Origin of the sequence: Phormidium tenue FACHB-1052 (genome assembly GCF_014696675.1) — a bacterium.
Classification (GTDB): Bacteria; Cyanobacteriota; Cyanobacteriia; order Phormidesmidales; family Phormidesmidaceae; genus Nodosilinea; species Nodosilinea tenuis_A.
Genome location: NZ_JACJQN010000006.1, coordinates 1 through 20,077 on the forward strand (window position 1 = coordinate 1; position 20,077 = coordinate 20,077).

17 protein-coding genes and 1 riboswitch are annotated in these 20,077 nt (G+C 55.1%); of the genes, 7 read left to right on the top strand and 10 right to left on the bottom strand.

Going from position 1 to position 20,077, the window contains the following annotated elements; all coding sequences use genetic code 11:
* The first annotated feature begins 237 nt into the window (after nt 1-237).
* Genes H6G07_RS09960 through H6G07_RS09985 form a run of 6 tightly spaced genes read left to right on the top strand, consistent with a single transcriptional unit; the run spans nt 238 to nt 7,077 of the window.
* Entirely contained in the window at nt 238-1,089 is an 852-nt protein-coding gene (locus tag H6G07_RS09960) for an STAS domain-containing protein (protein WP_073608418.1), read from the top strand.
* Nucleotides 1,090-1,105: 16 nt separating this feature from the next.
* Nucleotides 1,106-1,522, top strand: coding sequence for an STAS domain-containing protein (locus H6G07_RS09965; protein WP_073608417.1), 417 nt, complete (start codon nt 1,106-1,108; stop codon nt 1,520-1,522).
* Nucleotides 1,523-1,526: 4 nt separating this feature from the next.
* Nucleotides 1,527-1,907, top strand: coding sequence for an anti-sigma regulatory factor (locus tag H6G07_RS09970; RefSeq protein WP_277882064.1), 381 nt, complete (start codon nt 1,527-1,529; stop codon nt 1,905-1,907).
* A gap of 26 nt (nt 1,908-1,933) precedes the next feature.
* Nucleotides 1,934-2,929 (top strand): ATP-binding SpoIIE family protein phosphatase, encoded by a 996-nt coding sequence (locus tag H6G07_RS09975; RefSeq protein ID WP_242026717.1) that lies wholly within the window; start codon nt 1,934-1,936, stop codon nt 2,927-2,929.
* A complete protein-coding gene (locus tag H6G07_RS09980; protein ID WP_073608414.1) occupies nt 2,926-5,055 on the top strand; it encodes an ATP-binding protein in 2,130 nt (709 codons plus the stop codon). The genes H6G07_RS09975 and H6G07_RS09980 overlap by 4 nt, the downstream gene beginning before the upstream one ends.
* Nucleotides 5,056-5,064: 9 nt before the next feature.
* Nucleotides 5,065-7,077, top strand: coding sequence for a hybrid sensor histidine kinase/response regulator (locus tag H6G07_RS09985; protein ID WP_073608413.1), 2,013 nt, complete (start codon nt 5,065-5,067; stop codon nt 7,075-7,077).
* 171 nt (nt 7,078-7,248) lie between these two features.
* On the opposite strand, the gene H6G07_RS09990 is transcribed toward H6G07_RS09985, so the two are convergent.
* The 4 genes from H6G07_RS09990 to H6G07_RS10005 all read right to left on the bottom strand — a co-directional run bounded on the left by H6G07_RS09990 (nt 7,249) and on the right by H6G07_RS10005 (nt 11,511).
* Nucleotides 7,249-7,698, bottom strand: coding sequence for a surface-adhesin E family protein (locus H6G07_RS09990; RefSeq protein WP_073608412.1), 450 nt, complete (start codon nt 7,696-7,698; stop codon nt 7,249-7,251).
* A 3-nt stretch (nt 7,699-7,701) separates the two neighbouring features.
* Nucleotides 7,702-8,418 (bottom strand): tetratricopeptide repeat protein, encoded by a 717-nt coding sequence (locus H6G07_RS26355; RefSeq protein ID WP_242026718.1) that lies wholly within the window; start codon nt 8,416-8,418, stop codon nt 7,702-7,704.
* Nucleotides 8,419-8,889: 471 nt separating this feature from the next.
* Complete coding sequence (locus H6G07_RS10000; RefSeq protein WP_073608410.1) at nt 8,890-10,509, bottom strand: 2-isopropylmalate synthase; 1,620 nt, start codon at nt 10,507-10,509, stop codon at nt 8,890-8,892.
* A 324-nt stretch (nt 10,510-10,833) separates the two neighbouring features.
* Nucleotides 10,834-11,511: a hypothetical protein gene (locus H6G07_RS10005; protein ID WP_073608409.1), complete on the bottom strand. Its 678-nt coding sequence runs from the start codon at nt 11,509-11,511 to the stop codon at nt 10,834-10,836.
* Nucleotides 11,512-12,100: 589 nt separating this feature from the next.
* Between H6G07_RS10005 and H6G07_RS10010 the strand changes: the two genes are divergently transcribed.
* Entirely contained in the window at nt 12,101-12,892 is a 792-nt protein-coding gene (locus H6G07_RS10010; protein WP_190740706.1) for an IS5 family transposase, read from the top strand.
* A gap of 320 nt (nt 12,893-13,212) precedes the next feature.
* On the opposite strand, the gene H6G07_RS10015 is transcribed toward H6G07_RS10010, so the two are convergent.
* The 6 genes from H6G07_RS10015 to H6G07_RS10040 form a co-directional block, all read right to left on the bottom strand.
* Nucleotides 13,213-14,550 carry an SLC13 family permease gene (locus H6G07_RS10015; protein WP_073608406.1) on the bottom strand — a complete coding sequence of 446 codons (1,338 nt, stop codon included), beginning with the start codon at nt 14,548-14,550 and terminating at the stop codon, nt 13,213-13,215.
* A 106-nt stretch (nt 14,551-14,656) separates the two neighbouring features.
* Nucleotides 14,657-14,810: riboswitch (cyclic di-AMP (ydaO/yuaA leader) on the bottom strand.
* Between the two features lie 81 nt (nt 14,811-14,891).
* Nucleotides 14,892-15,896 carry a glycosyltransferase family 2 protein gene (locus H6G07_RS10020; RefSeq protein ID WP_073608405.1) on the bottom strand — a complete coding sequence of 335 codons (1,005 nt, stop codon included), beginning with the start codon at nt 15,894-15,896 and terminating at the stop codon, nt 14,892-14,894.
* Between the two features lie 67 nt (nt 15,897-15,963).
* Nucleotides 15,964-16,977: a UPF0104 family protein gene (locus tag H6G07_RS10025; protein WP_242026719.1), complete on the bottom strand. Its 1,014-nt coding sequence runs from the start codon at nt 16,975-16,977 to the stop codon at nt 15,964-15,966.
* Between the two features lie 33 nt (nt 16,978-17,010).
* The gene (locus tag H6G07_RS10030) at nt 17,011-17,727 is read right to left on the bottom strand and encodes a C40 family peptidase (RefSeq protein ID WP_073608404.1); all 717 of its coding nucleotides are present in this window, start codon (nt 17,725-17,727) and stop codon (nt 17,011-17,013) included.
* A gap of 31 nt (nt 17,728-17,758) precedes the next feature.
* Complete coding sequence (locus H6G07_RS10035) at nt 17,759-19,228, bottom strand: hypothetical protein (protein ID WP_073608403.1); 1,470 nt, start codon at nt 19,226-19,228, stop codon at nt 17,759-17,761.
* 271 nt (nt 19,229-19,499) lie between these two features.
* A complete protein-coding gene (locus H6G07_RS10040; protein WP_073608402.1) occupies nt 19,500-19,904 on the bottom strand; it encodes an AbrB/MazE/SpoVT family DNA-binding domain-containing protein in 405 nt (134 codons plus the stop codon).
* Between the last annotated feature and the right edge of the window lie 173 nt (nt 19,905-20,077).

Below are 20,077 nucleotides of genomic sequence, written 5' to 3' on the forward strand. Positions count from 1 at the left end.
GTAGGCTTTACTCATCGCTCTCACGGGGCTGTAGTCTTAGTAATCTCAGCCTAGACCGTGTGAGCTTTTTTACTGCCCAATCAACTTTTCAAACGCCCTCTTAGAACTACTAGGCTGGAATAGTCATACACTGGGGATAATGTTTGAGATCTGACCATTAAGGCGCGTCAATTGCCCCTCAATGGCGGGTTTAGAACAGAACCCCCACTGGTCTGGACGGATGAAGGGAAATGCCCTATGGAAATGACTCGCAGCAGCAAAATACCCGAGATACTGAAAACTCATGAGGCAGAACTGCTGTCGGAGTGGAATCAAGAGCTTGTCGCGACAAACACCCGCAAAGGATTAATTAAAGAAGCAGAGCTACAGGTGGAGTGCCGAGAATTTCTCAAGCTGCTTCGCATCGCGGCTCAATCCGGCAATTTGAGCAACATTCAGGCATCCGAATGGCGAGAGGTGCGGGAAATGCTGACTAGCATTTCGCGATCGCGCTCCCACAAAGGCTTTACCCCCACTGAAACGGCTACCTTTATCTTTTCATTCAAGCGACCGCTGTTTGATCGCCTGCGGCAGCAGTTGCACGACCCCATTGAGATCGGCGACGAGATTTGGCAGGCCACCGACCTGCTCGATCGCCTAGGGCTGCTGGTGGTAGAAGCCTACCAGAAGTCGCGAGAAGAGGTGATCCTGCGACAGCAGGAAGAAATGATGGAACTGTCTACGCCAGTGGTCAAACTGTGGGACGGCATTTTGGCCTTGCCGATCATTGGCACCCTCGACAGTGCCCGTACCCAGGTCGTGATGGAGTCGCTGCTGCAAAAGATTGTTGAAACCGGCTCAGAAGTGGCCATTATTGACATCACCGGGGTGCCGACCGTCGATACGCTGACCGCTCAACATTTGCTCAAGACGGTGACAGCCGCTCGCCTCATGGGCGCGGACTGCATCATCAGCGGCATTCGACCTCAAATTGCCCAAACAATCGTCTATCTCGGCATCGATTTGACTGATGTGACGACAAAAGCAACCTTAGCCGATGCCTTTCTGATGGCATTGAAGCGAAAGGGAACCACCATCACCCGTAAGTAGGCTAGAGGAAAATCTGATGGAACGGATTCCCATCCTTCAAATGGGCGAGTTTCTGCTTGTCACCATTCAGGTCGACATGCACGATCGCCTAGCCATGACCCTGCAAGATGACCTGACCAATCGCATTAGTCAAACCAACGCAAGCGGGGTTTTAATTGACATTTCGGCACTAGATATTGTCGATTCTTTTATTGGCAGAATTTTAGGCAACATTGCCAAAATGTCGCAGGTCATGGATGCTGAAACGGTGGTGGTTGGCATGCAGCCTGCCGTCGCCATTACCCTCGTGGAGCTAGGGCTGTCCCTTACCGGCATTCGCACCGCATTGAATGTAGAAAAGGGCATGGCACTGTTACAGGCGACGGTTGGTAAAGCCGCCAACGCTCAGTTCATTGCTACGGAGTGGGATCTAGAGGACGATGCAGAAGATTGAGGAGATGGAAATTCAATCTTCTGCGGACGTAGTTTTAGTTCGGCAAGCTGTGCGCCAGTTTGCCGTTGAGCTTGGCTTTGGTTTAGTCGACCAAACCAAAATTGTCACCGCTGCCAGCGAGCTGGCTCGCAACACCCTAGATTATGGCGGCGGGGGAACCGTCACGTTAGAGACGCTTCAAAACGGCGGGCGGCGAGGTCTCAAACTCACCTTTGAAGACCGGGGGCCGGGCATTCCCGATATTGAAATGGCGCTTAAGGATGGCTTCACCTCTGGCGGCGGGCTGGGGATGGGGTTAGGGGGGGCAAAACGGCTGGCCAACGAGTTTGAAATTGAGTCTGTGGTGGGAGAGGGAACGCGAGTAATCATCGTACGCTGGAAGTAATACGAGGTTATCAATTGAATGAATCTATGGCGATCGCCATCACCGAGCAGAGTCAAACTGGGGAAGCGCGGCGAGCCTCTCTAGCCTTGGCCACTCGGCTTGGCTTTGAGGAAACCGAACGGGGTAAAGTTGGCCTTTTAGTCACAGAGGTGGCCAACAACCTGATTCGGCACGCCGGTCATGGAGTGGTTGTGCTGCGGGCGATCGCCCAAGACGACATCATTGGTATCGAAATTTTGGGGCTAGATCAGGGTTCTGGCATGGTAGATGTAGAGGAATGCCTGCAAGATGGCTTTTCTACCGCCGGCACCTCAGGCAATGGGCTGGGTGCCATTCGCCGCCTCTCTGACTTCTTTGAAATTTACTCGCAGCCCAACAAAGGAACGGCCCTGCTCGCCCATATCTGGGCAAAATCTTCCCCTCATGCGTCACCCAAAATCATTGAAATTGGCGTAGTCGCGCTACCCAAGCAGGGAGAAGAGGTGTCAGGGGATGCCTGGGCCTGGGAAGGGGATGCTCACCGTCGCCTGTTTATGGTGGTAGATGGGTTGGGGCATGGGCCTGCGGCGGCCAGTGCGGCCTCAGCCGCCATTCGAGTGTTTCACGATCAGCATCATCAGTCGCCCCAACGCATTGTCGAAGCGGCCCATGCGGCGTTGCGCAGCACCCGAGGGGCAGCCATGGCGATCGCTGAAATCAATTTTGAGCAGCAGACCGTTTGCTTTGCGGGCATTGGCAATATTGCAGCCAGCATTACGTCTGCGACCGAACATCACAACTTGATGTCCTACAACGGCACCGTGGGCCATGAAGTTCGCAAGATTAAGGAGTTTACCTACCCCTGGTACCTCAACGGGCTGCTGACGATGCACTCCGACGGCATCAGCACCCAGTGGAACCTCGATCGCTACCCGGGCCTCAGTCAAAAGCATCCCAGCTTAATTGCCGGTGTGCTGCACCGTGATTTTCATCGTGAGCGCGATGATGTCACCATGTTGGCGGCAAAAGGAACCGGCGCATGACCACCCTCTTCACCCTAGAAATTCACTACGAACAGGATGTGGTGCAGGCACGACAGCGCACCCGCGAGTTGGCAGAACAACTGGGGTTTGACGGGCAAGATCAGGTGCGGCTGGCCACGGCTGTCTCAGAGATTGCCCGCAATGCGTTTCAGTATGCCCAGGGTGGAACGGTGCAGTTTGACCTAGCGGAAAACCCCCAGACCTTTTTGATTCAGGTGCAGGATCAGGGCGGGGGCATTCCGCATTTGAGCGATGTTTTAGACGGGCGCTATCAGTCTTCTACCGGCATGGGGCTAGGCATTGTGGGCACGCGCCGACTGATGGATATCTTTGAGATTGCCTCGAGCGAGCAGGGAACCACCGTGAGCCTCGGCAAAGCCCTACCGAAGCGATCGCCCAGCTTCACCAACTCGCAGCTAGAGCAGATTCGGGAGACCGTCGTGGGGCGATCGCCCCAAAACCCCTACGACGAAATCCAGCGGCAAAACCAGGAACTGCTGCGGGCCATGGCCGAACTCCGCAAGCGAGAGGAAGAGCTCACCTACCTCAACCGCGAGTTAGAAGACACCAATCGCGGCGTCATTGCCCTCTACGCCGAACTAGACGAGAAAGCCAGCTCCCTGCAACAGGCCAACGAGCTAAAAACTCGCTTTCTCTCCAACATGAGCCACGAGTTTCGCACGCCGCTCAACTCAATTTTGTCCCTATCGCGCATGCTGCTGACTCGGCTGGATGGGGAGCTATCCCTAGAACAGGAAAAGCAGGTGACGTACATTCAAAAGGCGGCGGATGGGTTGTCAGAGTTGGTGAACGATCTGCTAGATCTGGCCAAGGTGGAAGCGGGCAAAACCGAGGTGAATCCCAGCTCCTTTGAAGTGAGCGACCTGTTTGCCACCCTGCGGGGCATGCTGCGTCCGCTGCTAGTGCAGGGTTCCTCGGTGTCGCTCGTATTTGACGAACCCGATGGCCTGCCCTCGCTCTATAGCGACGAAGGAAAAATTGCTCAAATCCTTAGAAACTTTATTTCGAACGCGCTCAAATTTACCGAGCAAGGAGAGGTGCGCGTCAGCGCCGAGCAAGTTGGTCAGATGATTCGGCTCTCGGTGTCTGACACCGGCATTGGCATTGCGCCCGCCGACCAAGAGCGCGTTTTTGAGGATTTTGTGCAAATTGAGTCTGACCTGCAAAAGCAAGTAAAAGGGACGGGGCTAGGCCTGCCGATATCGGCCAAGCTGGCAGAGCTGATGGAGGGCAGTGTTTCCGTTCACAGTGAACTGGGTCAAGGGTCTACCTTTTCAGTCTGTATTCCGATTGTCTACCCCAAAGTGACAGAACTGCCAGATTCCCTGCAACCGATCATCTCCCTAAACCCAGCTCGCTTGCCCATTCTGGCGATCGAAGATCATATTGAGACGCTGTTTATCTACGAGAAACACCTGCAAGCGTCTCGGTATCAGCTAATCGCTACCCGCACCCTGGCGCAAGCCAGACAGGCCTTAGAGCAGCTTCAGCCAGCGGCGATCGTGCTAGACATCTTGCTAGAAGGGCAAAACGGCTGGACATTCCTGCGAGAGCTGAAAAGCGATGAAGCAACTCGCAATATTCCCGTGCTGGTGATCACGGTGGTAGATAACGAAAAACAGGCCGTTGCCCTAGGAGCCAATGGATTCCTGATTAAGCCTGTGGATCAACTGACCTTGCTCACCAAGCTCAATACGCTAGTCGGCCAGGGCAAAACTCAGAAACTCTTACTTATTGATGATGACCCAGCTTACCAATATGTGGTTAAACAGTTGTTGACCAATCTGCCGTTACAGTTTTTGGAGGCTGCCAGTGGACGGGAAGGATTGACCGTGGCCGAGAGTGAACAGCCCTCAGCCATTTTGCTTGACCTTGAAATGCCTGGACTGAGCGGATTTGATGCGCTTGAGCAGCTTCAGCGCAACCCCGTTACCCAGTCCATCCCTGTGATTATCTACTCGTCGACCCAGTTAAGTTTAGAAACCCGGAGTCGTTTAGCCAAACAAGGTGTCGCCATCCTTTCTAAGGACAAAACATCTCAAGCAGAAGCCGCCTCTCACCTTCGAGAAGCTCTCGCTAAAGCCGGACTCGTTTTAGATGCTTGAGGATGTGTGATGTTTGAGCCCAGCGAAACCATTCTGCATATTGACGACAACGAAGCCAATCGCTACATCGTGAGGCGGATTTTGCAAAATGCAGGGTTCGCTGTCGTCGAAGCGGCAACGGGATCGGCGGGGTTAGAGGCGATCGCACTGCATCAACCAGAGCTGATCATTTTAGACGTAAAATTGCCCGATCTAAACGGTTTTGAAGTCTGCCGCCAGATCAAAGCCAACCCTCAAACACGCTTTGTGCCGGTACTGCACCTCTCCGCTAGCTTTGTTAAAAGTCAAGATAAGGCAGAGGGATTAGACAGCGGGGCTGACAGCTACCTAGCCCAACCGGTTGAACCGATTGAACTCCTGGCGACGGTGCGATCGCTCCTCCGAGTTCGACAGGCCGAGGAGCTAGCGCTGACCTCAGCGCGGGAGTGGCAAACTACATTTGATGCCATTAACGATAGTGTCTGCCTACTCGATCAGCAGGGTAAAATTTTGCGCTGTAACCAGGCAACGATGCGGCTTTTTGGTAAGCCTGCTGAAGATATTCTGGGGCAAATCCACCATGAGTTAATGAATGACACATTAGGGGTGGGAGACGGCACGTGCTTTCACCTCGCTAAAGAAACGCACCAGCGTCAACTATTAGAAGTGCGCAGTCAAGAGCGCTGGTTTGCCAAAACAATGGACCCGGTGCTAAATGAACTTGGCACCTTTACCGGTGCGGTGCTAATTTTGGTCGATATCACCAGCCGCAAGCAGATCGAGGATGAACGTAAGCAGGCAGAAATTACTCTGCAAGAGCGCAATCAACGCCTAGATGCGCTGTATGAAACGACTCGCAAGCAAGCCGATCAACTACGACAGGCCAATCGCATCAAAGATGAATTTTTAGCCGTGCTATCCCATGAGCTCAGGTCGCCCTTAAACCCCATTCTCGGCTGGGCAAAAATACTGCAAACCAAACAGCAAGACGCTGCAAAAACGCGGTACGCGCTGGAAACAATCGAGCGAAATGCTCGACTACAAGCGCAGCTCATTGAAGATTTGCTCGATGTTTCTCGTATCCTTCAGGGCAAGCTGAGCTTAAACACAGTTCCGGTTAGTCTACCCTTCACAATTAAATCTGCGCTTGAGACTGTACGGCTCGCGGCTGAAGCAAAATCCATTCAAATTGAGACCATCTTTGAACCCGAGGTTGGGCAAGTTTTAGGAGATTCTGGTCGCCTACAGCAGGTGATTTGGAATCTAATCTCTAACGCCGTCAAATTCACGCCCCAGGGCGGAAACGTGCAGGTGCGGCTAGAGCAGATCGAGGAAGTTGAAGAACATATATCTCCGCATCGCCCTGTTAGCTATGCTCAAATTACGGTCAGTGACACTGGCAAAGGCATCACCGCTAGCTTTTTGCCCTATGTCTTCGAGTATTTTCGGCAAGCCGACAGCACCACGACTCGAAGTTTTGGGGGGCTAGGGTTGGGGTTAGCGATCGTCAGCCACCTGGTTGAACTGCATGGCGGCACCGTTCAGGCTGCGAGTTTAGGAGAAGGGCAAGGCTCAACCTTTATCGTCAGGCTTCCCGTTATTGATGCCTCAAAATCGCATCCAGATCATCCCTCAGTTCACAATCGTTCAGGGTTTCATTTCGATGGTTTGCGAGTGCTTTTTGCGGATGATGAAAAAGATTCACGAGAGCTAGTTACTTTTTTGTTAGAGCAGCAGGGTGCAACGGTTACTCAGGTAGAGTCGGCCCACGAAGCTTTAAATCAGTTGCAGCAAGCAGAGTTTGATCTGCTCATCAGTGATATCGGCATGCCTGATATGGATGGTTACGGGTTGATTCGTCACATCAGGGAGCGATCGCCCAATCAGAGCAGAGATATTTTGGCGATCGCCATTACTGCCTATGCGGGAGAAAGTAATCAGCAAAAAGTGTTAGCAGCCGGATTTCAGCAGCACATTACCAAACCGATTGAGCCAGAAGCTCTGTTGAAAACGATTTGGACGCTAGTGCAGAAAGAGGGGTAATGTCGCAGAAATAGTGGTTGTACTGTAAGAATAGGTGAGGGGGGGGTGGCTGTCAGCCTATGTACACCGGCTGTTGGAGGAGTGATGGGTGCGATCGCTCCCCGTCAACCGCGTCAGACCATTAGGCTGTATAAGTCAAAGTTCTTTCAGCTTGGTCGCCCTATAGCGCCATTATGAGGATGCAGGTGGTGCAGCCTGGGGTTGGTCACAGACAAAGCGCAAGACGGCTGCTGCGCTACTGCCTGCCTGAGGTTGGGTCAACTGACCAGCATCCCCATAGTTAATGCGCTGAATCTCCTGCCCATCCTGGTCACGAGCAATGATTTGCCTAAGCCGAGACACACCGCCCGCACAATCGGCAGAGCGGTACAGCATGGCACTATGAACGGGTTGCTCCAGCTCAACCCCGACAAAGGCGTTGTTCGGTTCAGGAAAGTCGCGATGTTCCCAATACCAAACAGCTCCATCCCTAAATTGAATCGAGTTACGCTCTACCAAGAAGCGATCGCCCACAGCATTTTGCGTCACCTCAACCCAGTCTACTGGAGCAGACTGAGCCAGCGCACCAGAAGCACCGACGGCAGAAGCGATCGCGGCCAAACCAACAAGCAAAGTTTTCATAGGTTACTGGGGATTAGGCTCAGATTGACTATCAGACGCATCTTCAGAAGTGCGCGTGCGATACTGCTCGACATTTTGGATGGCTCGCTGAGCAAAGGAATTATTGGGGCGTTCGTCTAATGCCCGTTGAAAATAGAGCAGCGCAGTTTCATAATCGCCCTGCTCTGTGGCCTCGTATCCTGCCGCCATGTAGCGATCAAACTCGGATGACTGGGGCGGTCGTTGTGCCGCAGGCGGGGAAGATTGAGGCGCAGCGGCGGCGGCTGTCCCTTGCTGCCCCTCATAGGCCGTCACCACCTTCTGAACATACTCTGCGATTTCAGAACTGTTGTACTGGGATGGGTCACCTCGCATCCACCAGGCAGCAGATCGCCGCACCGCTAGCATTTCATCGTTACCGCTAGCGCCATACTGCTCTTTGAGGATATCCCGCATCACACAGGTCACCACCGAACGGGCAACGTCTGGGCTAGCCTCAAACTCAGTCGGTGAAAGCTCTCGACCAATACATGACCTTGACCACCGGGGGATGTTTCCTGGCATAATCTGCCAGTCACTATAGAGCCCGTCATCGGCACGTCCCGTTTGAGGGGCTGCTTGACGAAGCGCCTCGACCAATGCTGCAACTTGACGTTCTGAAACTTGCGCCTGGGCTGGTAGCGTTCCGACGGCCAGGATAACGCCAAGGCTGACGATTAGTTTGCCAATAGGTAGTCGCATAACTATCATCTATCCCAAACTGTTTCCCAGCTAGATCTTACATTTATTATTTGGGGCTTGTCATTTGTCGTTTGTTAGTTGTTTTTTATACAAGAATAGGCATACTCCTTGCTTGGATTAGCTCCGGTGTGGTTTTGAAAAAGAAAACATCATGATTTGAAAGAGTTTCGGTTGATGAGAGGCAAGCTTGCAGCAGCCTAACCAGGCGTTGCTGATCATCAGGATGATTTGCCCCCTTAGCCCCCCAATTCTGGGGGGAACCAGACGACTTCAAAGTCCCCCAATTTTGGGGGGTTGGGAGGCCGATGCAGTAACTGTTGCTTTTACAGATTCATTCCTCAATTCAGCAACGCCCCTAACCATTCGGCTGCTGCAAATTGACCAAAACCACTCGGGTAGAAGGCAAAGACTCTGGCAACCAGTGACCCAAACCGTTATCAAATCTGGATCACACTGCTTGCCCCATGGCTTTTACAGCGAAGCCGTCACCGTTTCTCGCTGGGGATGGATGGCTTGCCCGGTTTGCAACGCCGTGTACAGCCGATTGAGGGCGTGCAGATAAGCGTGGGCCGACGCCACCACAATGTCGGTATTGGCCGCATGACCCGAAAACACCCGGTCTTCGTGGCGAATGCGAATGGTCACTTCCCCAAGCGCGTCAATGCCCTCAGTCACCGACTGCACCGAAAACTCGATCAGCTGGTTGGGGATATCGACCACCCGGTTGATCGCCCTATAGACCGCATCCACCGGGCCAGTACCGATCGCCGCATCCATCAACTCTTGCCCGTCGGGGGTACGAAGGGTGACCGTGGCGGTGGGCTTGGCGCTGTCGCCGCAGGAAACCTGCACCAGATCGAGGTGAAAGTGCTCTAGAGCCTGCTGGGTTTCGTCGTTAACGATCGACTCAATATCCCAGTCGGTAATTTCTTTTTTCTTGTCGGCCAGCTCTTTGAACCGCAGAAAGGCACGGTTGAGGGCCTGGTCGTCCAATTCGTAGCCCAGCTCTTGCAGGCGGGTGCGAAAGGCGTTACGGCCTGAGTGCTTGCCCAGCACGATCTGGTTATCGGTCAGACCAATGGACTGGGCGTCCATAATTTCGTAGGTGAGCTTGTTTTTGAGCACACCGTCTTGGTGGATGCCGGATTCGTGGGCAAAGGCGTTGGCCCCCACGATCGCCTTATTGGGCTGCACAAACATGCCGGTCAAGTTCGACACTAGGCGCGAGGTTTTGTAGATCTGGCGGGTGTCGATGTTGGTCAGAGGTTCCTCCGACTCTGGCGGACGCCCCAGGAAGGGATTGTAGAAGGCGCGGCGCACGTGCATGGCCATCACCAGTTCTTCGAGGGCGGCATTGCCCGCCCGCTCGCCGATGCCGTTAATGGTGCATTCGAGCTGGCGCGCCCCAGCCTTCACGGCTTCCAAAAAGTTGGCCACCGCCAGGCCCAGGTCATTGTGGCCGTGGACGGAGATGACGGCCTGGTCAATATTCGGCACGTTGGCTTTAATGCCGCGAATCAGGTCGCCAAACTCGGTGGGGGTCAGATAGCCGACGGTGTCGGGGATGTTGACGGTGGTGGCTCCAGCGGCGATCGCCGCCTCCAGCACCTGATACAAAAACTCGGGGTCAGAGCGGCCCGCATCTTCGGGCGAAAACTCAACATCGTCGGTGAAGGTCTTGGCATAGGCCACCATCTCTGGGGCGATCGCCAGCACCTCCGCGCGGCTCTTGCGCAGCTTGTACTGCATGTGGATGTCAGAGGTGGCGAGAAACGTGTGAATACGCCCTTTAGCGGCAGGCTTAATGGCTTCCCCCGCTCGCTCAATGTCGCCCTTAGTGGCGCGGGCCAGGCCGCAAATGGTGGGGCCATTTTCGGTGCCGACTTCGCGGGCAATTTTCTGCACCGCCTCAAAGTCACCAGGGCTGGCAAAGGGGAACCCGGCTTCGATGATGTCAACCCCCAGTCGCGCCAGCTGCTTGGCGATCACTAGCTTCTCTTCGACATTGAGGGTGGCACCCGGAGACTGCTCACCGTCCCGCAGGGTGGTATCAAAGATGAGAATGCGATCGGGGCTGGGCGGGTTGCTCATGGTGACTCCCACGGATTAGACAATAGAGGATATTAGATCGACGGCAGATCGTTTTCCAGAAGCTAGCCACTACAAGGCGCTCCAGCTCTAGAGCAGATCAGACAAATGTATCGGTTCTAACTATTCTACCGGCACGAAGTCGGAATCGCTACGACTTAGCCCGAAACTTTTTGAGCGATCGGTGACACCGCCGCTGCCGCTGCCCCAAATTTCGGCCCAGGGAACCCTCACCCAGCCAAAACAGCTGACACCTGGGGAGCGATCGCTCCCCAGGTGTCAACTACAAAATGGCGAAGGATCACAACGCCCTACCCAAGGAAAAGACTAGCTTCTCCAGGTTTCAGACTGCATTCTCAAAATTTGGTTGACGCTGTCGATGTAGCCCTGGTCATCCATTAGACTGCTGCTGATATAGCCTTGATTGATGGCAGATTCAACGATGCTCCGACCTTCGGCATTACCGTGGCGCGCTTCGTACGCCGAGACACCTGCGTCGCTGCCTTCGTCTAGCTCACCCCGAACGGCCATGTAGGCCAGTTGGAATGGGCTCACGGTATCGCTAGAGAGATTGGCACCCATCCCCATGCTATTTAGCTCAGCGCTGGGCGCAGCGCTTTGCCCAGGGGTGCGCATCTGCCCAGAACTGGGAGCCTGTCTGGGGACTTGATTGCCCGGAGTTTGGTTGGGATAGGCCTCCGGATTTTGTCCAGGTACCCGCGCAGGTGCTTGGTTGGGAGCTTGGCCGGGAGTCCGATCCATTCCGGGGGTTTGCATTTGGCCAGACCTGGGAGCTTGGTTGCCCGGGGTTTCATTAGGATAGGCCTCTGGATTTTGTCCAGGCACTCGCTCAGGCGCTTGGTTAGGAGTTTGCATCTGCCCAGGAGTTTGATTTTGGCTGGGGGTTTGAGATTGCAAAGTTCCGTGGGTATCGGCAAAGGCAGCAGGAGCAACTGCGCCTGCTAGAAAGAGTGCTGAAATTGTTCCTAAGGATAGTCGTTTCATTTCAAACCTCAAAATTGGATCTTGTACAAGATTCGCCATGGCTTTTTGCCGAAAAAAGAATCTTGGCTTGTGACCCGGGAATCTGTGTTTCTCGTTTTTTGGATGGTTTTCCCTAGGCTAAGAAGGTTCGAGCCGAAGAGAACCAAATCAAAAATGTGAAAAATCAAACTCTAAGCTTCACAAGCTCTCGATACAACTTAAGGATAATTTTCGAAAGTGAAGTCGACCGCAGGGAGGAGATGATCCCCCTGAATTTGGCAGATCTACATTCAGGCTAGAAACCAAAATAAAATTGCTTGTTTACTAAAAAATAGTGATGGCCAATTTTGAATTTTGCGATCGCCCCCAAAAATATCTATCCCTCGACAGTACCTTTGAATTATGTTCGTCCGCAGGGTTTATTCAGGTTCCCCTGTTGCTGACCGTTACCTGAATAGAGAGGCGCGCGCAAGCTTTTCTCAGCAGAAATCTATCCTTTGATGCTGCCTAAAGCTCCCAGATTAAGAGGGCGTTTGAAAAGTTGATTGGGCAGTAAAAAAGCTCACACGGTCTAGGCTGAGATTACTAACACTACAGCCCCGTGAGAGCGATGAGTAAAGCCTACACCAGCAATTTGACCCGTGACCAGTTTGAGTTGATTGAGCCGCTGCTGCCAGCGGCGAAGCCGGGAGGACGCCCCCGGACAGTCTGTCTGTGGGCGGTGCTCAATGCGATTTTCTATCTGGTGGCTCAAGGGTGTAGTTGGCGAGATTTGCCGGGTGACTTCCCGGCGTGGCAAACGGTGTACACCTACTACCGTAACTGGGTCAAAGACGGTACCTGGGACAGTCTCCATGAGCGGTTGCGAGGTTGGACACGCGCGACCCATGACCGCCCCGAGAGTCCGTCGGAAGTCATTTTGGACAGTCAAAGCGTGGCCACCGCACCGATGGTGCATCGCTCAGTGGGCTATGACGTGGCCAAGGCGACCAAAGGGCGAAAGCGGCATCTGGTGGTCGACACCCTGGGCTTGATGATGGCCGTTGTGGTCACCGCCGCCAGCGTTCCCGAGCGAGCCGGAGGCCAACAGGCCCTGCAAAAGCTCCATCAGCTGGGTGAACGGGTAGCGCAGGTCTATTTGGTCTGGGTTGACGGCGGCTACAGTGGCCCTAACTTTCTGCAATGGGTCATGGATACCTTGGGTTGGATTGTCCACGTCGTCTTGCGACCTGAGGAATCGAAGGGCTTCGTTTTGCTCAAAAAACGCTGGGTGGTCGAGCGTACCTTTGGCTGGTGGCGTTGGTCGCGTCGCCTCGTTCAGGATTATGAGCAGTTGCCTGAAAACGCCGAAGCGATGCTCCAAATCGCCATGATTCGCATCATGCTTAGGCGCTTGGCCTAATTCGCTACACCCCTACCCCTTTTCAAACGCCCTCTAAATCAGGGTGTGTTACCCAACGGAGTGACGCACCCTGAATATCGTTGATGATTGATAGAAAATTGGGCGTTGCTGAATTGAGGAATGAATTTGCAAAAGCAACAGTTGCTGCATCGGCCCCCCAACCCCCCAATCTGGGGGACTTTGAAGCCGTCTGGTTCTCCCCAAAATTGGGGGGCTAGGGGGGCAAATCATCCTGCTGATCAGCAACGCCGAAAATTGCCTCAACTGGATCTAGCTATTGGCAGGGATTGCAACTGAGTCGCGATCGTTTTGATCGACATTCACAGCAGAAATCGAATGCCTACGTAGGCGCTGATAGTGATTAACTGTAACGCCATGATCGGCAGGCCGTAGCTCAAAAACTGCCGGAACGAAATTGGTTTGCCGTGCTGCTCAGCAATTCCCGCCGCCACAATGTTTGATGAGGCACCGACCAGGGTGCCGTTGCCGCCCAGGGTGGCCCCAAACATCATCGCTGCAAACAAGGGCAAAATCTCGGGCGGAATCTGCCCCGCAAAGTCAGGTGACAGCAGCTCTGGCCCGGCTAAATCCACGTTGACCAGGTATTCCTTCAGCAGGGGCACCATCGCCACCACCAGGGGAATATTGGGTATCAGGCTGGAGAGAATGCCGGTCACAAACAGCAGCAGCATAGCTCCCAGGGCGATATTCTGGCCGATCACGACCCCCAATAGACCCGATGCCGAGCTAATCACCCCGGTTTCTTGCAGTCCGCCAATCAGCACGAATACGCTCATAAAGAAGATCAGCGTGCTCCAATCGACATCGCGCAAAATATTGTGCACGGTATCGATGCCGCTGTGGTGGGTGAGCAGCAGGCAGAGGGCGGCCCCCAGCAGGGCAATCGCCGCCGGAGAAATTGGCACTGGCAGGCTTTCGCCCACCACAAATAGCACCAGCACTAGCCCAACAATCAGCCCGCCCAGGGCCAGCATGCGGGGATGGTTGACCACCGGATGGGGCAGATGGTCGAGGTCAGCCAGCTTTTTGTTCCAGGTGCTGGAGAAGAGGATGGGCAGCACGGCGACAATGGTGGCGATCGCCACCACACCGCCCAGACTGAGCTTGGTGAGATACTCCAAAAAGCTCATGTTGATCGCGTCACCCACAATAAAGGTAGCCGGGTCGCCTACCAGGGTCAGCAGACCAGCACTGTTGGCCACAAACACCATCAAAATTAGCAGGGGCACAAAGTTGATGTTGAGCTCTGCCGCCATGGGCGGAATCAGCGGAGCCAGCAGCATGACCGTGGTAGCATTGGGCAGCATGGCGCAGACTGGGGTGGTAATGGCCACAATGCCCAGCAGCAGCCGCTTACCCTCGCCCCGCGCCATAATCACCATCTGGGTGGCTAGATATTCAAAAATTTTGGTGGGTTCAAAGGCGCGCACCATCACCATCACCCCAAAGAACAGCGCCAGGGTAGCGTGGCTGTTGCCGATGTAGCCAATCGCTTGATCGAGCGTCAGCACATGGAGAAATATCAGCAGCATGGCACCTAAAAAGGCCGCCACGGTAAGGTGCATGCGCTCGGTAGCGATCAGGGCCAAGACCCCAAAAAAGACCACCGATGCGGTGATCTCAGACCAGGTTTCCATAGCCTGTCTCCTGTTGTGGTGCTAGGCAAAACCCGCCGATGACAACTGTCATCGAGGGGTCAACTGTCGTAGGAGAACTACGGAGAGCATTAAAAAAGCTTCCAGTACGTTCTCTCCCAAGGCCGACGGAGTTAGCTGACGGGCGAGGGGTGAGAGATCCCCTTCTCTGGCGATGCGTTTCGCCCTGAGATAAGCCCCAAAAGTTGGTTCCTCCGCATCAGGTCGCTTGTAATAAGCGCTGAATTAGGCCGCGTAACTATCGAATTGCATGCGAATTTAACACATTTGCCCAGAATCAACAATCCGCCCATGCCCACGGGCTGCTGAAGGCCGCAGCATGGCTAGTGGGATGACGCGTTGCTCACCACCTCACGCACCCGGTAAATCGGACGCTGCTGCGATTCGTGGTAGGTGCGCATGAGCAGCTCGGCTAGCAGGCCAAAGCTAAACAACTGAATGCCCGCCAGCACCAGCACGACGACCAGCACCAGCAGGGGGCGATCGCCAATGTCCTGATCGGCCAAAATCTTCAGCAGGGTGAGATAAACCCCTAGGGCAAGGCCCGCCGCCATCGACGCCAGCCCCAGGCTGCCAAAGACATGCATGGGCCGGGTGAGAAACTTCTTCATAAAGTAGACGGTGAGCATATCCATCACCACGCGCAGGGTGCGGCCCAGACCATACTTGCTGGTGCCAAAGCGGCGGGGGTGGTGGGTGACGGGCATTTCGGTAATGCGCGCCCCTTCGATAAAGGCCAGGGCGGGCAAAAAGCGGTGCAGCTCGCCGTAGAGGTTGAGGTCGCGAATCACCTCGGCCCGGTAGGCCTTGAGGGAGCAGCCGTAGTCGTGCAGCTCAACGCCCGTGACTCCGGCAATCAGCCAGTTGGCGATTTTGGAGGGAATTAGCCGAGTGAGGGTGTTGTCTTGGCGGTGTTTGCGCCAGCCGCTGACCAGGTCGTAGCCCTCATTGAGGCGATCGAGCAGGCGGGGAATGTCGGCGGGATCGTTTTGCAGATCGCCATCCATCGTGATCACAATCTGGCCCCGGGCATGGTCAAACCCGGCGGCCATGGCGGCGGTTTGGCCGTAGTTGCGGCGCAAGATCACGGCCCGCAGCTGGGGATATTGCTGGGCCAGCTCGCGCAGGCGATCGCTCGATCCGTCGGTAGAGCCATCGTCTACTCCCAAAATTTCGTAGCTGTAGCCCAAGCCGTCGAGCGCTGCGGCGATCGCCGCGATCAGGGCGGGCAGGCTCTCATACTCGTTGTACACCGGCACCACCACCGAAATATCGATGGGAGCCGTCAGGGCGGGCAGTGCAGAAACCGAGGGAGAATGGGTAGTCATGACAGCTTCAGCACAACAAATGAGACCGGCAAAGACGATAATCTATGCCGCCTGGGCAGACAACAATTTATTCGAGTGTACTGGAAAGGCCCTGCTCAAACGTGGCCAATGCCGCACCCAGAGCCTCGGCCAGGGTGCTGACCACCCGGTAGAGCACCACGGCGCTGAGCACCACAGCAGCAGAGAACTGGCCCTGGAGCAGACTGAGGGCGATCGCCTCAAACACACCCAGCCCGCCCGGTGCGCCCGGCACTACCAGCCCCCCCAGCCAGGCCAGGCTAAAGGCACTGATAGTGCTGGGCCAATCGCCCGCCGCCAGCGGTGTTAGGGCGCTGAGCACCAGGCAAAAACCGACGCCGCGCAGAGCGATGTAGCCGAGCTGGCCGAGGAGGGGTTTGAGGGGGTAGTGGGGGAGGCCGGGAGCGAGGTTTGGGGGAGAGGGGGAGGTTTGTTCGCGTAGCGTCTCCAGAGGAGAAATTTCGAATTTCGAATTTTGAATTGAGGTAGGTGGGAAAGAGTCTTCGGTGGGTTGTTGGGTGGTTTTGGAGCGGCTGAGGCGATTGACTAGGGGGTTGAGCCAGCGGGGAGAAAGGGTAACGAGGACGATGCCCAGACCCACAAGCTGAAGGGGCCAGTAGTGGGTGGGGGTGGCAATACCGACAACTAGGGCGGCGGCGGCCATGAGGAGGGGTTCTAGGGCGGTGCCGATGATGGCGGAGCCGTTGTCAATCCCCATATTACGTAGGGCGCGCACTCGGCCAAAAAAGTGCCAAACGTTGCCGGGCAGGTATTTCAGCAGGTTGGTTTGTAGATAAATAGGGGTGCTCCAGCTGCCGGTGATGGGCTGTTGCAGGGCTTGCAAGGCCCAGCTCCACACCCAGCCAGCCCAGGTGTGGGCCAGCAGCGTCACGCCGAGGGCCACTAGCAACAGGCTCCAGCCCGGGGTACCCATGCGCAGGGCGCTAATCTCAGGCCAGTGACGCACCAGGGCGTGCAGTAAGAAGGCGATCGCCGCACCCAGCACCACCCAGCGAGCCAGGGGCTTCAGGCGCTTGAGCCAGACAGCATTCAAAAACGACAAGGGTAACCCTCAAACCGGCAAACGCTGCTTGGACTATAGCGTGCCCCCCGGGCAGTAGCTGGACATTACTCGCCCCGCCCGGCGCAGCTGCCGGTGGTAGGCCGCGCTTACGGGGTGTGACAAATCGGTTAACGAGTCAATGCCAATGCCATTGCGGCCCTGGTCAACCCCTGAACTGTGAATGTAGTCGCCCTGGCCCAGGTAGAGGGCCACATGCTTAGTGCGTTCTGGGGTGCCAAAAAAGATGAGGTCACCCGGCAGCAGCTCATCCCAGCCGATGGGCTGGGTAAAGGCTTCCTGCTGGTAGGAGTCGCGGGGCAGGCGAATGCCCACCGAGGCAAAGGCCGCCTGCATCAGCCCCGAGCAGTCGTAGTTGGGGCCAACGGTGCCGCCCCAGAGGTAGGTGTTCGGTACTGCCATGGCCCGCTGCGTGAAGACAATGACTTCAGACAGGCGAGGCTCAATGGCGCTGCGATCGAGAGAGACAGGCTGATAGGGCCGCTCAGCAAGCTCGAGCGCATCCCCATCGGCAGCGCTGATCCAGCCAGGATAGTCGTCTTCGCAAAGGATCAAAGCGTAGCCCTGGGGGGACGCCTCTACCACCCGCCCATGTCTCCCCACCGTCGCCTGGGTCACTAACCCCTCCAACGCATCAGTTTTATAGAGGTTCAGCGCCCGACCACAAACATATTCCTGCCCCAGCGATACCAGGCCTGTGTCCTGATCAGAGGATGCTGCACCTAAATTCATAGCGACCCTTCATCTCCCTTATCTGCCTCACCTACTCCGCCCTATCCCCCGTATTCCGCACATTCACCACCTTCTTCAGCACACTAAACCAGAAGGTCGATCCCATAGAAATGGCAAACCCGCTGACCAGCCAGCCCAGCAGACGGCGCGGCACAAAGGGCACTGGCCAGGTCGCCTCAGCCTCCTGCTGCTGCTTCACCACCACCTCGTTGTAGCCCAGCGGGAAGGGAATTTCGTCGAGAGCCCGGTTGACGGCGGTCTGCACCTGTTCAATGTCTTGGTTAAAATTGCCGGTCGATTCAGCTGCTAGCTGGTCGGCGGTCTGGGTAATTGAGTTGCGCAGAATCGGGTCTACGGCCAGGCGAGTGGCAATGTGAAACGAGTCGGCGTTGATGGAAACTGCCGTGGCAATGCCGATCAGTAGTGCGACCGCCTTGGCGTTGCGCTTGTAGACACCGGTAGCCCGCTCCATGCCGCGATCGAACCACTTTTCGAGTTCGAGGCCAAAGAGTTTGACATCGTCGCGGGCGGTATCGGCAGTGACTTCGACCTTGCGAGCGATCGCCGCCAAACTGCTGCGCAACGCTGGGGTAATGGGAGCCTGGGCTAAGCGATCAATCAGCGCCTGGGCATCGAGATTGCCGCTCTGGGCCAGGCGTCTCAGATCGCTGTAGGCAGGGCTGCTGTTATCAAAAATGTCGAGCAGTTGGGCCACGTTGGGGCGCAGCTTGCTGAGCATCGCCGCCCGCTCGGTGGGGGTGCTGGCCAGCCCGCGCTTGATGTACTCTAGGCGACGCAAAAAGGTTTCGGTGAGGGGATGGCCGTCAGGTAATACATCCGCCGCCATCAGCCCAAACTCATCTAGGCGGTTGACGACGCGATCGAGGCTTTCGGGCAGCGAGACAATGCCCGACTGAAAGTCATCAATGATGGTGTGAATGCTCTGCTCTAGCTGCTGAAGCTCGCTGTTGAGCAAAAACTCGTTGCCGGTGCTGGCCTTGAGGTCGCTGAGAATATTGGTGACGGGGCCAAGCACGCGATCGCGGGCAAAACCGTAGATGCGATCGTTGGCCAGCACCTGCCACAGATTGCCCAACTGCATGCGCTCTAGCAAACTGTTGGCAAACGCCTCAGACGGAATGTAGGACGGGCCGCTGGTTTTGCCTACCCCAAACACATTGCGCTGGCCGGTGAGGGTGCGGTAGAGGCGGCCAACAAGGTGAGAAATGTGCCGAAACGATCGCGCGATCGACCCCTTTGCCTCTTGGTCTAAACTGCGAATCCAAGGGCTTTCGTAGAGGGCATCGGCCAAGGCCTGGGCCGACGCTTCTCTATCTTTGTCATTACCCGCTAGCAATACCTCAATTGACTGCTTTAGATGCTCAGCCCGCCACTGCAAAAGCGTGCCAATAATTTCTTGAACCTCGCTGGCCAGCAGACTCAGCACAAAAAAGATAAAGACTAGCCCTAGGGCAATGTCTAAAACTATAGGAAAGTTCATAGACTAACCAGACAATTCTGCATTTCTAAACCCCATCCTACCCAATGCTGGCAATCTAACCCATGTCTTAGACCTCAACCACAAAAAATAGCCGCCCAGGCCATTTAGACTCTACAAAAGAGCGCAAATAGTAAACCGGTCGGTGGCTAGAGAGCACTAAAAAAAGAGCGAACCAACCCATCACAGACTTGATTCGCCCATTGTACTCAAGCGACCTAAAAACGGATCACAATTGTTTTAAAGTCGAGACGAGTACTTATCACCAGCACTTTTATTCATCTTCGTCGTCCAGCAAAGCGCCGTTTTCTCCCAACTGCTTGAGGCGAATATGCTTGCGCCCCAAGGTGATTTCAAACTCATCGCCGGGCCGGAGCCCCATTTGCTTGGTATAAGTTGAGCCAATTAGCAGGTTGCCGTTAGACTGCACCGTGATGCGAAAACTGGCGCTCCGTCCGCCGCGCCCGTTGCCATTCTGGGCGCTATCTAGCTGAATGCCCTCCGCCTCAATCAAGGCGTTGAGAAATTTCATCATATTGACCCGGGGGTTGCCCGCCTTGGTCAATGTGTAATAACCGCAGGCTTTAGCCTTCTCTTCTTTGCTGAGTTCGTCAAGATTTTTGACCTTTTGCAGTAGTTCTTGACCGACTAGTGGTTCTACCTGAGTTGCGTTAGCCATTAACTCTATTCTCGTTCACAACGGTTTGCTCCAGACACTTGAGGCAGAAACAGCAAAACTGTTCTACCTGGATCTACTTTAATGACAACACGCAAAATGATACTACAGCGAAATAGTTTTTTGCACTCTCTTTTTTTAACCCCCTAATTGTGTATCCGAAAGGCACAAAAAGC